8 protein-coding genes are annotated in these 13,180 nt (G+C 65.4%); 6 read left to right on the top strand and 2 right to left on the bottom strand.

The annotated features are described in order from the left end of the window. Positions 1–200: 200 nt before the first annotated feature. Positions 201–1,136, bottom strand: a complete 936-nt coding sequence (locus BMG00_RS02660; RefSeq protein ID WP_078573308.1) for a nucleoside hydrolase — start codon at positions 1,134–1,136, stop codon at positions 201–203. A gap of 158 nt (positions 1,137–1,294) precedes the next feature. On the opposite strand from BMG00_RS02660, the gene BMG00_RS02655 reads away from it, so the two are divergent. Next, positions 1,295–2,071: a hypothetical protein gene (locus tag BMG00_RS02655; RefSeq protein ID WP_078528349.1), complete on the top strand. Its 777-nt coding sequence runs from the start codon at positions 1,295–1,297 to the stop codon at positions 2,069–2,071. A 6-nt stretch (positions 2,072–2,077) separates the two neighbouring features. Here the strand turns inward: BMG00_RS02655 and BMG00_RS02650 are convergent, their stop codons facing one another. Then, a complete protein-coding gene (locus BMG00_RS02650; protein ID WP_078574232.1) occupies positions 2,078–3,079 on the bottom strand; it encodes a Fe(3+) ABC transporter substrate-binding protein in 1,002 nt (333 codons plus the stop codon). Between the two features lie 328 nt (positions 3,080–3,407). Between BMG00_RS02650 and BMG00_RS02645 the strand changes: the two genes are divergently transcribed. From BMG00_RS02645 to BMG00_RS02625, 5 genes are all read left to right on the top strand, one after another. Next, positions 3,408–6,782, top strand: a complete 3,375-nt coding sequence (locus BMG00_RS02645; RefSeq protein WP_078573307.1) for a transglutaminase family protein — start codon at positions 3,408–3,410, stop codon at positions 6,780–6,782. Positions 6,783–6,807: 25 nt separating this feature from the next. Then, on the top strand, positions 6,808–9,243 hold the full coding sequence (locus BMG00_RS02640; protein WP_078573306.1) for a circularly permuted type 2 ATP-grasp protein: 2,436 nt from the start codon (positions 6,808–6,810) through the stop codon (positions 9,241–9,243). A gap of 4 nt (positions 9,244–9,247) precedes the next feature. Continuing rightward, positions 9,248–10,126, top strand: a complete 879-nt coding sequence (locus tag BMG00_RS02635) for a transglutaminase family protein (RefSeq protein WP_078528337.1) — start codon at positions 9,248–9,250, stop codon at positions 10,124–10,126. A 374-nt stretch (positions 10,127–10,500) separates the two neighbouring features. Further along, a complete protein-coding gene (locus BMG00_RS02630; RefSeq protein ID WP_078573305.1) occupies positions 10,501–12,099 on the top strand; it encodes an ABC transporter substrate-binding protein in 1,599 nt (532 codons plus the stop codon). A gap of 68 nt (positions 12,100–12,167) precedes the next feature. Next, a complete protein-coding gene (locus BMG00_RS02625; RefSeq protein ID WP_078528330.1) occupies positions 12,168–13,175 on the top strand; it encodes an ABC transporter permease subunit in 1,008 nt (335 codons plus the stop codon). Positions 13,176–13,180 lie beyond the last annotated feature (5 nt).

The following is a 13,180-nucleotide window of genomic DNA, read 5'->3' as shown; positions in this document are numbered from 1 at the left end:
GTCCTTATTTATGCCGCTTCGTGCGCAATCCAATCCCCTTCTTCTTGATCCAAATATCTCGGGGGGCTGGCCGCAGGCCGGCGGGGGCAGCGCCCCCTGCTTCGTCAGTTTTTGTCGCCCGCCGGCGATGGAGGCCTAGCCTCCTGTTTCGTCAGTATTTGTCGCCCTCCGGCGACGGGGGCAGCGCCCCCTCCGACACCTCAAAGCCGCGCGAGCCGTTCGGTCAGGAGCGCATAGAACCCGGCCGCATCCACATCGCCCATGAACATCGCATTGGGCGCACGGTCCGTCACCCGCCACCAATCGGCGACCGTCATGCCCATCGTCAGCTCGGATGTGGTCTCGATCTCGACATTGATATGACGCCCCGTGAAGAGATCGGGCTTGAGCAGATAGGCGATCACGCAGGGGTCATGCAGCGGCGCGCCTTCCGAGCCGTATTTCGCCATGTCGAAACGCTCGAAGAAATCGGTCCAGCTCGCGACCGCATGGCCGACCGGCGTGCCGAGATTGCGGAAGGCTTCGACGCGGGCACGGGTGGTCAGCGCCTTATGCGTCACGTCGAGCGGCATCACCACGAGCGGCACGCCGGATCGGAACACGATCTCGGCGGCCTGCGGGTCGACATGGATGTTGAACTCGGCCGCGGGTGTGGTGTTGCCGACCTCGAAATAGGCCCCGCCCATCAGCACGATCTCCGAGATTCGCGCCGCGATATCGGGGGCGCGCTGCAAGGCGGTGGCGATATTGGTCAGCGGTCCCAGAGGGCAGAGCGTGACCGATCCCGCAGGCTCGGAACGCAGCGTCTCGATCAGGAAATCGACCGCGTGACGTTCTTGCAGCGCCATCTCGGGCTCGGGCAGGGCGATCCCGTCGAGCCCAGTCTTTCCATGCACATATTCCGCGGTGACCAGCTTGCGCTCGAGCGGACGGTCGCAGCCCGCAAAGATCGGCACCTCGGTCCGGCCCGCCAGTTCGCAGACCACGCGCGCATTCCTCGATGTCAGCGCCAGCGGCACGTTGCCTGCGACGCAGGTGATGCCCAGCACATCGAGCTCGGGGCTCGCCAGCGCGAGCAGGATCGCAACCGCGTCATCCTGGCCGGGATCGGTGTCGATGATGATCTTGCGTGCCATTGGGATCTCCTCGCTGCGGGTTCGCGCAGACTGGCGCGGGCGGTCGGCGAAGTCCAGCCGCGCCGCGTCGCCCCGAAGCTTTCCCCAACCCGGCGCTATTTCGCCACATTCGCTGTCTAGTTCGACGGTCGACCAGAGTGACAAGGGCGGAGTGTTTCATGATCAGGCAGCACCATATCTTCATCGCGGCCCCGGCATCTGGCGGGCTTGGTGCGCAAATGGCGCGCAGTCTTGCGCATGGCCAGAAGGCGCTCGCGGCTGCGGGATATGGTGCGGCGGTGCTTGGTCCGCATCCGCTGGGGCAGATCCATCTCGATTCGCGCCTGATCGGGGACAGCGCCTCGGGGCTCTTCCATTTCTTCGCGCGCACCCGCGAACGTGCGGCGCGTTTCGCCCAGATCGTGAATGCGCCGATCGGCCGGGTGGTTCTGCATCTTCCCTGCTATGACGCCTATTACCCGATGCTCTGGCGCGACCTGGCCGAGAAACGTGCGCTCAAGCCTTTCAACGGTGCGGTGCCGCGTCTTCTGGCGCGCGCGCGCGGCTGGGTCGAGGTGGTGAGCGATCTCAAGGCCGCGCTCAATCCGCGTGAGATCATCGTGCTGCCCGCACCCGTCCTTTTCGAGGAAGCGCTCGCGGCGCTGGTGCCGGGGGCCTCGGTCGCGCCCGAGCCGATCCAGCCCGTGCGCCAGTCCGACAGCGTGATCGCGATGATGCAGCGGCTGCATCATTCCGGCATCCATATCGGTCCCAAGCAGATGCAGCGACTCGCGAAGTTCCACGACCGGCAGCCGCAGGGCGCGCCGATCGCGGAGTTCGATACGCTGGCCGGGGCGCGGTTGCGCCGCCGCTTCCAGCGCGATCTGGTAGAGCTTGCCGCGATCGAGGGCGTTCGGATCGGGGCCGATCCCGCCCTCGCCGTAGCCGCGCAGTAAGCCCGCTCAGCCGTCGAAATCGACCTCGTCGATCAGTTTCAGCGCCTCGGGGCGCAATTCGGCCAGCGTGTCGAGCGTGAGCGTGTCTGGCGTGAACTCGCCCCAGCTCTGCACCAGTTCCGAGCGCGCGACGCCCGGCTTGATCGGGAATTCGTGGTTGGTCTGGGCGTAGATCTGCTGGGCCTCGTCCGAGACGAGGAATTCCATCAGCTTCAGCGCGTCCTCGCGGTTCGGCGCCGCCTTGGTCATCGCGACGCCCGAGACGTTCATATGCGTCCCGCCATCCTCGAAGACGGGAAAGACGATGCGGACGGAATTGGCCCATTCGGTCTGTTCGGGATCGGCGAGCATCTGCCCCATGTAATAGGTGTTGCCCAGCGAGATATCGCATTCGCCCGCCCAGATCGACTTCACCTGCGAGCGGTCATTGCCCTCGGGCTTCTTGGCAAGGTTCGCCTTGAGTCCTTCGAGCCAGGTCTTCGTGGCCTCCGCCCCGTGATGCGCGAGATGGGCCGAGGTCAGGGCCACGTTGTAATCCGAGGTGAAGGAGCGGGTGCAGATCCGGCCTTTCCATTTCTCGCTTGAAAGATCCTCATAGGTGGTCACTTCGCCATCCGCGACGCGATCCTTCGAGGCATAGACGATCCGCGCCCGCGAGGTCAGGCCGAACCACTGGTTGCCCGCATCGCGGAACGGGGCCGGGATCGCATCGGTGAGGATCGCGCTGTCGACCGCTTGCGTGACGCCGGCATTCACCACCTCTTCGAGGCGCGCGATATCGACGGTCATCACCAGATCGGCGGGAGAGCGATCGCCCTCGGCTTTCAGGCGCTCGACCATGCCTTTCTCGACATAGGCCGTGTTCACGTTGATCCCGGTCTTCGCGGTAAAGGCATCGAGCACCGGCTGGATCAGCTCGGGCTGACGGTGAGAGTAGATGTTCACATCAGCCAGCGCGGGCGCTGCGATCGCGGTGGTGATCAGGGCGATGGCAAGGGTCCGATTCATTTGCGTCTCCATTCGCTTTTTCCGAGGCGAGAGGTAGAGGCGGATCACCGGTGCGTCAATAGTTGAGTGAAGTAGTCGGAAATAAATTTTAAAGCGACGCGCGCCGGCTCGATCCGTGTTGATCGACAGCGCCTGGGGCGCGTGTGGATTGGGGGGCTGTGGTTGGGTCTTCGTGGTTGCGGGGGCTGGTCACGGCGGTGACGCCCAAAAAACGCGCATCTGCGCAGATGAGTGGCGAAACTGACCTGCATTTGACGGATTGCGGGTTTCGCCCGCCGAAGGGCGGCGTAATCTGGCCCGGTACGGAGCAGACGCGGGAGCCGAGCGGATGGCAATTCATGCCAGCATCTATCACCTGACCCATTACAAATATGACCGGCCGGTGACGCTGGGCCCGCAGATCATCCGGCTACGCCCTGCGCCGCATTCGCGCACAAGGGTGATCTCGCATTCGCTCAAGGTCAGCCCCGGCGGGCATTTCGTGAACCACCAGCAAGACCCTTACGGCAACTGGCTGGCGCGCTTCGTCTTTCCCGAGCCGGTGACCGAACTGAAGATCGAGGTCGATCTGACGGCGGATATGACCGTCTACAACCCGTTCGATTTCTTCACCGAGGAATATGCCGAGGAATGGCCCTTCGATTACCCCGAGGAACTGCGCGAGGATCTCTCGATCTACCGCACCCCCGAGCCCGAAGGTCCGCTGCTCGCCCAGTTCATCGGCGAGCTGGATTACACGATCAAGGGCACAGTGGATTTCCTCGTCTCGCTCAATGCGAAGATCTCCAACGTCGTCGATTACACGATCCGCATGGATCCCGGCGTGCAGACGCCCGAGGAGACGTTGGGCAAGAAGTCGGGTTCCTGCCGGGACAGCTCGTGGCTGCTGGTGCAGGTGCTGCGCCATCTCGGCTTCGCGGCGCGCTTCGTCTCGGGCTACCTGATCCAGCTGAAACCCGATCTCGAGGCGTTGGATGGGCCGTCGGGCACCGATCACGACTTCACCGACCTGCATGCCTGGTGCGAGGTCTTCATTCCGGGCGCGGGCTGGATCGGGCTTGATCCGACCTCGGGGCTGCTGACCGGCGAGAGCCATATCCCGCTCGCCGCCACGCCCCATTTCCGCAATGCCGCGCCGATTTCGGGGGGCTTTTCCTCGGTCGGCAGCCCGGAGGTGAATTTCGCTTTCGACATGACGGTGAACCGCGTGGCTGAACATCCGCGCATCACCAAGCCGTTCTCCGACGAGGCGTGGCAGCGGCTCAACGCGCTGGGGCGCAAGGTCGATGAAAGCCTGAAGGCGGGCGATGTGCGCCTGACGATGGGAGGCGAGCCGACCTTTGTCTCGATCGACGATTTCGAAAGCGACGAGTGGAACACCGCCGCCGTCGGCCCGCAAAAGCGTGCGCTCGCCGATGAGCTGATCCGGCGTCTGCGCGACCGTTTCGCGCCGGGGGGCTTCCTGCATTACGGGCAGGGCAAGTGGTATCCGGGCGAGAGCCTGCCGCGCTGGACCTTCTCGCTTTACTGGCGGCGCGACGGCAAACCGATCTGGCGCGACGAGGCGCTGATCGCCAAGGAGGGCGCGAAGACCGGGGCAGGGCCGGAAGAGGCTGGCAAGCTCGCCGAAGGGATCGCACATCATCTTGGGCTCGGTTCGGGCTATGCGCAGCCCGTTTTCGAGGATCCGGCCGAATGGATGATGAAAGAGGGCAACCTGCCGCCCAACGTGACCCCCGAGGACAGCAAGCTGAAGAATCCCGAGGATCGCGCGCGCTTCGCCCGTGTCTTCTCGCGCGGGCTCGATCGGCCAACAGGCTACGTTCTGCCGATCCAGCGCTGGCAGTCCAAGGCGCAGCCCGGCCATCGCTGGCGCTCGGAGAAATGGAAGACCCGGCGCGGCAAGCTGTTCCTGATTCCCGGCGACAGCCCCGCGGGCTTCCGCCTGCCGCTGGGCGCGCTGCCTTACGTGCCGCCCGCGCAATATCCCTATCACTACGTGACCGACACCTCGCTGCCGGTGAAGGAGTTGCCCGACTTCCACGAACTGATCAAAGCGCTCGAAGACGAGGGGTTGATCGAAAAGCCGACGAAGGAACACACGCAGCCCGTCTCCGAGGCGCAATCGGCCGAGCCGGGCCAAGAGATCGTCGAGCAGGAGCTCGATACGGTGGGGGGCGTCGTGCGCACCGCGCTCTCGATCGAGCCGCGCGACGGGCGTCTGTGCATCTTCATGCCGCCGACCGAGGCGCTGGAGGACTACCTCGAACTGATCGCGGCGGCGGAGGAAAGCGCCAAGGCGCTCGGCCTGCCGATCCATATCGAGGGCTACGCGCCGCCACATGACCCGCGCCTCAACGTGATCCGGGTCGCCCCCGATCCGGGCGTGATCGAAGTGAACATCCACCCGGCCCATAGCTGGGAGGATTGCGTGGCCACGACCGAGGCGATCTATGAAGAGGCCCGCCAGTCGCGGCTGGGCGCCGACAAGTTCATGATCGACGGGCGCCATACCGGCACTGGCGGCGGCAACCATGTCGTGGTGGGCGGCGAGACGCTGCTCGACAGCCCCTTCCTGCGTCGCCCTGATCTGCTGAAATCGCTGATCCTGATCTGGCAGCGCCACCCCTCGCTGAGCTACCTCTTCTCGGGCCTCTTCATCGGCCCGACAAGCCAAGCGCCGCGCATCGACGAGGCACGGCACGACACGCTCTATGAGCTGGAAATCGCACTGAGCCAGATCCACCCGCCCGACGCGGGCAACGTCCCGCCGCCGTGGTTGGTCGATCGCCTGCTGCGCAACATGCTGACGGACGTGACCGGCAACACCCACCGCGCCGAGATCTGCATCGACAAGATGTATTCGCCCGACGGCCCGACCGGCCGGCTTGGCCTTGTCGAGTTCCGTGGCTTCGAGATGCCGCCCGATCCGCGCATGTCGCTGGCCCAGCAACTGCTGCTGCGCGCCATCATCGCGCGCTGCTGGAACAGCCCCGTCGAGGGGCGCCCGGTGCGCTGGGGCACGGTGCTGCATGACCGTTTCATGCTGCCGCATTACCTGTGGGAAGATTTCACCGATCTTCTGGCGGACCTGCGCCGCCACGGATTCGACCTCGATCCGCAATGGTTCGAGGCGCAATCCGAGTTCCGTTTCCCCTTCTGCGGCCAGATCGAGGCCGAGGGGGTGCATCTCGAGATCCGTCAGGCGCTCGAGCCGTGGCACGTTCTGGGCGAGACCGGCGCGATCGGCGGCACGGTGCGCTATACCGACAGCTCAGTCGAGCGTTTGCAGGTGAAGATGACTACGCTGCATCAGGATCGTTACAAGGTGATGTGCAACCGCCGCCCCGTGCCGCTGGCGCGGACGCAGGAAAGCGGGGTCTCGGTCGCGGGCGTGCGCTTCAAGGCGTGGCAACCCGCCGAAGCGCTGCACCCCACGCTGCCGGTCAACGCGCCGCTCACCTTCGACATCTATGACGACTGGACGGGCAGGGCGATCGCGGGCTGCGTCTATCACGTGGCCCATCCGGGCGGGCGCAATTACGACACCTTCCCGGTCAATGGAAACGAGGCCGAGGCACGGCGTCTGGCGCGGTTCGAGGGGCATGGCTACACCCCCGGCGCCTATCGCCCCGAACCAGAGCGCACCCACCCCGAGTTTCCGCTCACGCTTGACCTGCGCCGTCCCATAGGGCTGAGTTGAGCCGAGCCTGATCGCCGGAGATCCGATGCAAAGCCCCGCGACCCCCAACGCTGCGAGCCCTCTCGAACAGCACCCGCTTCTGGCGGGCTACACGCCCTCGCCGGGTGTGGCCGACGAGCTGTTCGACGGCAACGGGGTGATGCGCCCGGTCTGGCGGCCCTTCGTCGAGAAATTCCTTGCCCTCGATCCGGCCGAGATCCCGCAACGTTTCGAGCGCGGCGACCAGTACCTGCGCGACGCGGGCGTCTATTACCGCCAGTATACCAATGACGTTCTGGCAGAGCGCGAATGGCCGCTCAGCCATATCCCGGTCGTGCTGCACGAAAGCGAATGGGCGGGGATCTGCGACGGGTTGAGCCAGCGCGCGGACCTGCTCGAGGCGGTGATGGCCGATCTCTACGGGCCGGCGCGGCTCGTCTCGGAGGGGCATCTGCCGCCCGAGCTGATCGCGGGCAACCGCCACTGGCTGCGCCCGATGGTGGGGGTGGCGCCCCGCGGCGGGCATTACCTGCACCTTCTCGCCTTCGAGATCGGGCGCTCGCCCGACGGGTCGTGGTTCGTGCTGGGGGATCGCACGCAAGCGCCCTCGGGGGCGGGGTTCGCGCTGGAAAACCGGATGGCGACGGGGCGGATCTTTCCCGAGAGCTTTCCGCGCGATCACATCCACAAGCTCGCGGTGTTCTTCAACGAGTTCCGTGGCGCGCTGGAGTCCCTGGCCGGGCGCGGCGAGGAAGGTCCGCGCCGAGTGGCGATTCTGACGCCCGGACCTGCGAATGACAGCTATTACGAGCACACCTATATCGCGCGCTATCTGGGCCTTTCGCTGCTGGAGGGCGAGGATCTGCTGGTGCAGAACGGCGAGGCGATGGTGCGCACGATCGAGGGGCCGCAGCCTCTGGGCGCGCTCTGGCGGCGGATGGATGCGGGCTTCGTCGATCCGCTGGAGCTCGACCCGGCAAGCCAGATCGGCACGCCGGGGCTGATGGAGGCTGTGCGGCTGGGCAATCTCGCGATGGTCAACGCGCTGGGCGCGGGCGTGCTGGAGACGCGCGCGCTGATGGCCTTCTTGCCGCAGATCTCGCAGGTGCTGACCGGCGCGCCGCTCGTGATGCCCAACATCGCGACATGGTGGTGCGGCGGCGCGGCCGAGCGTGCCCATGTGCGTGCCAATGCCGAGCAGATGATGATCGGCCCCGCGATGGCGGTGAACCTGCCCTTCGATATCGACGCGGCCACTGCGCTGGGCGGACAGTTCCGCTCGGGCGCGCAGGCCTCGATCGCGGATTGGCTTGAGGCGGAGGGCAGCAAGCTGGTGGGGCAGGAGGCGGTGACGCTTTCGACCACGCCCGCCTGGCGCGCGGATGGCAAGGGCGGCGGCTCGGTGCGGCCCTGTCCGATGACGGTGCGGGTTTTCGCGGCACGTACCGCTCAGGGCTGGCGCTTCATGAAGGGTGGGTATGCGCGCATCGGGCAGGAGGGCGACGCGACCGCGCTTGCGATGCAGCGCGGCGGGGCGGTCGCCGATGTCTGGATCGTGTCCGACAAGCCGGTGCCGCCCGCAAGCCTCGCGCCGCGCCCGGATGGCGGTTTCCAACGCACCGTGCCCGGCACCTTGCCCGCGCGCGCGGCCGACAACCTCTATTGGCTTGGCCGCTATGTCGAGCGCTGCGAAGACGCGATCCGGCTGATCCGCGCCTATCACCTGCGCCTTGCCGCGACCGGTAGTCCCGAGGATGCCCGTCTCGAACGGCTGGCCGCCTTTCTCGAGGCGAACGGCGTCGATATCGACCAGCCCGTTCCCGATGCGCTGCTCGCACGGCTCGACGCAGCGCAGTCCTGCGCCTCGAAGGTGCGCGACCGGTTCTCGACGGATGGCTGGCTCGCGCTGAAGGATCTGGCCAGGACCGCTCATCAGATGACCGCGACGGCGCGTCCGGGCGACGACACGGCGCGCGCGATGGGGGTTTTGTTGCGCAAGATCACAGGCTTTTCGGGTCTGGTGCACGAGAACATGTATCGTTTCGAGGGATGGCGGTTCCTGTCGGTCGGTCGCGCGCTGGAACGTGCCGATGCGCTGGCCGCGCTCTTGATCCAGTTCGCGGACGAGGCGGCGCCCGAGGGCTCTCTCGATATCGCGGTCGAGGTGGCCGACAGCGTGATCACGCACCAGCGCCGCTACCGGGTGCAGACCAATCGCGACACGGTGCTTGATCTGCTTGTGCTCGACGCCGACAACCCGCGCGCGGTCCTGTTCCTGCTCAACAGTCTCAAGCATCTGCTCGCGGCGCTGCCGCGCGCCGAGATCGCGGGGCGTCCCGGTGAGATCCTGCGCGCGCTTCTGCCGCTGCGCACGAAGCTCGCGGTGATCGATCCCGAGGCGGTCACGCCCGAGCTGTTGCGCGAGATCCGGTCCGATCTCTATGCGCTCTCCGATCTCATCTCGCAGCATTATCTGAGGTAATCCGATGCGTTACGAGGTTAAGCTGAAGCTGACTTATAGCTACGACGCGCCCACCGATCATGCGCGCAACCTGCTGCGCGTGCTGCCCTCGGACATCCTTGGCGTGCAGCGGGTGAGTTCGCGCCTGCTGAGTTTCGATCCGCCCCCGAGCGAGCGCCGCGACCAGGTGGATTTCTTCGGCAATGCGACGACCTCGGTGGTCTGGCACGAGCCGCTGGCCGAGATCGGGGTCGAGCTGGTGGCGCAGGTCGATCGTGCCGCCGCGGAACCGGGGCTGGACCTGTCCTCGCCACTCAGCGAATTGCCGGCCGAGATCGCGCAGGTGCGCAGCCTCGGGCCCGATGCGCCGCATCACTACCTCGCCGCGTCGCGCCGGGCGGGGCCGACGCGCGAAATGACCGCCTTCGCGCAAGCCCTGTTGCAGCCGGGCATGACCGCACGCGCCGCGATCGAGGCGGTGGGGCGCGCATTGCATCGCGAGATGAAGTTCGACGCCGAGGCGACCGATGTGGATACCCCTGCGGCCGAGGCCTTCGCGAACCGCCACGGTGTCTGTCAGGATTTCAGCCATATCATGATCTCCTGCCTGCGCGGGGTGGGGATCCCGGCGGCCTATGTCTCGGGCTTTCTGCGCACCTACCCGCCGCCGGGCCAGCCGCGGCTCGAAGGGGCGGATGCAATGCATGCCTGGGTGCGTGCCTGGGCGGGGGCCGAGACCGGCTGGGTCGAGTTCGACCCGACGAATGACCAGTTCGCGGGCGACGATTACATCACCGTCGGCTATGGCCGCGATTATGACGATGTGCCGCCCCTGCGCGGCGCGATGCGCGGGGCCGGGGGGCAGGAGAGCGCGCAGGCGGTGGATGTGATTCCGCTGGAGTGAGGCGCTACGCCGCGTCTGTCCAGTGGACGAATTCCCCCTGCGAAGGCGCAAGTGTTGCGAGCGGCCCGACGAACGCGGATCGCTCTCGCGAGACAGAGACTCGTGTCAACGGCCCGAAAAATGGCCCCGTCCGTTTCGTCGAATCGCCGCGCCGCCCGACGCTGCGCGCGGCGTCTCGGTCGAAGGCGCCAGCTTTTCAAGGGCTCTCCCGGCTTCGTGACCCGCGACGTCGCGGCATTCATTGACCATCCGATCAATTGCGTTTTTACTCCCTCACCAGTTTGTGTCCGAACCCTGTCCCGCCAAGGGCGCGATTGCGCGCCCAGAGGGCCGGGCGGCACAATCGGAGACCCAACCAACAGGAAGGAAAAACCATGACCATTCGCTCGATGCTTCTGGCGGGGGCTGCTGCGGTTCTGATGACTGCGGGCGGCGCCGGTGCCAAGACGCTCGTCTATTGCTCGGAAGCCTCCCCCGAGGGGTTCGATCCGGCGCCCTACACGTCCGGCACGACCTTCGACGCGTCCTCGCATCCGGTTTATGACCAGCTCGTGGAATTCAAGCCGGGCACGACCGAGATCGAGCCGGGCCTCGCCGAGAGCTGGGATGTCTCCGAGGACGGTCTGACCTACACGTTCCACCTGCGTCAGGGCGTGAAGTTCCATTCGGTCGACGGTTTCTCGCCGACGCGCGATTTCAATGCCGATGACGTGATCTTCTCGTTCGACCGTCAGGGCAACAAGGATAATCCCTATTACGAATACGCGCCGGGCGTGTCCTATGAATACTATGCCGGCATGGATATGCCGACGATCATCAAATCGATCGAAAAGGTCGACGACTACACGGTGAAATTCACCCTCTCCGAGCCGAACGCTCCGTTCCTCGCGGATATGGCGATGGATTTCGCTTCGATCATCTCGAAGGAATATGCCGACAAGCTCGCGGCCGAAGATCGCAAGGCCGATATCAACAACGTGCCCGTCGGCACCGGCCCGTTCGAATTCGTCGCCTATCAGAAAGACGCGGTGATCCGTTACAAGGCAAACCCGGATTACTTCAAGGGCAAGGCCCCGATCGACGACCTGATCTTCGCGATCACTCCCGATCCGGCGGTCCGCATGCAGAAACTGCAAGCGGGCGAATGCCAGATCATGCCCTATCCGGCCCCGGCCGATCTCGAGGCGCTGAAATCGGACCCGAACATCACCGTGGGCGAGCAGCCCGGCCTCAACGTCGCCTATTTCGCCTACAACACCACCCAGAAGCCCTTCGACGATCCCAAGGTTCGCAAGGCGCTCAACATGTCGATCAACAAGCAGGCGATCATCGACGCGGTGTTCCAGGGTGCGGGCCAGGTTGCCAAGAACCCGATCCCGCCGACCATGTGGTCCTATAACGACGCGATCCAGGACGATCCCTATGATCCGGAAGCGGCCAAGAAGATGCTCGACGAAGCGGGCGTCAAGGATCTCGAGATGAACATCTGGGCGATGCCCGTGCAGCGGCCCTACATGCCCAACGCACGCCGCACCGCCGAGCTGATGCAGGCCGACCTCGCGAAGGTGGGCGTGAAGGCGAATATCGTCTCCTATGAGTGGGGCGAGTATCTCTCGAAGTCGAAAGATCCCAACCGTGACGGCGCGGTGATTCTGGGCTGGACCGGCGACAACGGCGACCCGGACAACTTCCTTGCCGTTCTGCTGGGCTGCTCGGCGGCCGAAAGCGGTGCGAACCGCGCCTTCTGGTGCGACAAGGATTTCGACGATCTGATCACCAAGGCCCGCCAGACCAGCGACATGGCCGAGCGCACCAAGCTCTACGAGCAGGCGCAGGTCGTGTTCAAGGAACAGGCTCCCTGGGACACCATCGCCCATTCGACGGTCTTCATGCCGATGTCGAACAAGGTGACCGGTTACGTGATGAGCCCGCTGGGCGGGCATGACTTCTACGGGGTGGACATCTCCGAGTAATCGGATACTCCCAAACGCAATTGGGGCGTCCGGGCAACCGGGCGCCCCGGCTTTTAAGGCGGGCTGACATGATCAGATTTATCCTGGGCAAGATCCTCTGGCTCATTCCGACGCTGGTCGGGATTACCATCGTCGCGTTCGGCTTCGTCCGGGTGCTTCCCGGCGACCCGGTGCTGCTGATGGCGGGCGAACGCGGGCTGACCCCCGAGCGCCATGCCGAACTGACCCATCAGCTGGGCTTCGACCGGCCGATCTGGGAGCAATATTTCGATTTCCTCTGGAAGGTTCTGCATGGGAACCTCGGGGATTCTCTGGTGACCCACAAGCCGGTGCTCAACGAGTTCCTCGCGCTGTTCCCGGCCACGGTGGAGCTTGGGCTCTGCGCAATGGTCCTGGCGGTGGCGATCGGCGTGCCGGTGGGCGTGATGGCCGCGATCAAGCGCGGTTCCTGGTTCGACCAGGCGACGATGACGACGGCGCTGGTGGGCTACTCGATGCCGATCTTCTGGTGGGGCCTTTTGCTGATCATCCTGTTCTCGGGCATCCTGAAATGGACGCCGGTCTCGGGCCGGATCTCGCTGATGTATTACTTCCCCAACGGTTCCGGCTTCATGATCTGGGATGCGCTGATGTCGGGGCAGAAGGGCGCACTGACCTCGGCGCTGAGTCACCTCATCCTGCCCTCGGTCGTGCTGGCCACCATTCCGCTCGCGGTGATCGCGCGCCAGACGCGCTCGGCCATGCTCGAGGTTCTGGGCGAGGATTACGTCCGCACCGCCCGCGCCAAGGGGATGCCGCCGCGCCGGGTGATCGGGATCCATGCGCTGCGCAACGCCATGATCCCCGTGATCACCACGATCGGCCTTCAGGTCGGCATGCTGATGGCGGGCGCGATCCTGACCGAGACGATCTTCAGCTGGCCGGGGATCGGCAAGTGGATGGTCGATTCGATCTCGCGCCGCGATTACCCTTCCGTGCAGGGCGGCCTGCTGATGATCGCTGCGATCGTGATGGTCGTGAACCTGATCGTGGATCTGCTCTACGGTCTCATCAACCCGCGTATCCGGCATAGGTGAGTGAC

The sequence above is a fragment of the Thioclava marina genome (genome assembly GCF_002020135.1).
GTDB lineage: Bacteria > Pseudomonadota > Alphaproteobacteria > Rhodobacterales > Rhodobacteraceae > Thioclava > Thioclava marina.
This window is presented reverse-complemented; position numbering and strand designations above follow the sequence as displayed.

Bases quoted from the DNA above. Each gene is read 5' to 3' on its own strand.
- BMG00_RS02660 (WP_078573308.1), bottom strand. From the start codon at position 1,136: ATGGCACGCAAGATCATCATCGACACCGATCCCGGCCAGGATGACGCG.
- BMG00_RS02655 (WP_078528349.1), top strand. From the start codon at position 1,295: ATGATCAGGCAGCACCATATCTTCATCGCGGCCCCGGCATCTGGCGGG.
- BMG00_RS02650 (WP_078574232.1), bottom strand. From the start codon at position 3,079: ATGAATCGGACCCTTGCCATCGCCCTGATCACCACCGCGATCGCAGCG.
- BMG00_RS02645 (WP_078573307.1), top strand. From the start codon at position 3,408: ATGGCAATTCATGCCAGCATCTATCACCTGACCCATTACAAATATGAC.
- BMG00_RS02640 (WP_078573306.1), top strand. From the start codon at position 6,808: ATGCAAAGCCCCGCGACCCCCAACGCTGCGAGCCCTCTCGAACAGCAC.
- BMG00_RS02635 (WP_078528337.1), top strand. From the start codon at position 9,248: ATGCGTTACGAGGTTAAGCTGAAGCTGACTTATAGCTACGACGCGCCC.
- BMG00_RS02630 (WP_078573305.1), top strand. From the start codon at position 10,501: ATGACCATTCGCTCGATGCTTCTGGCGGGGGCTGCTGCGGTTCTGATG.
- BMG00_RS02625 (WP_078528330.1), top strand. From the start codon at position 12,168: ATGATCAGATTTATCCTGGGCAAGATCCTCTGGCTCATTCCGACGCTG.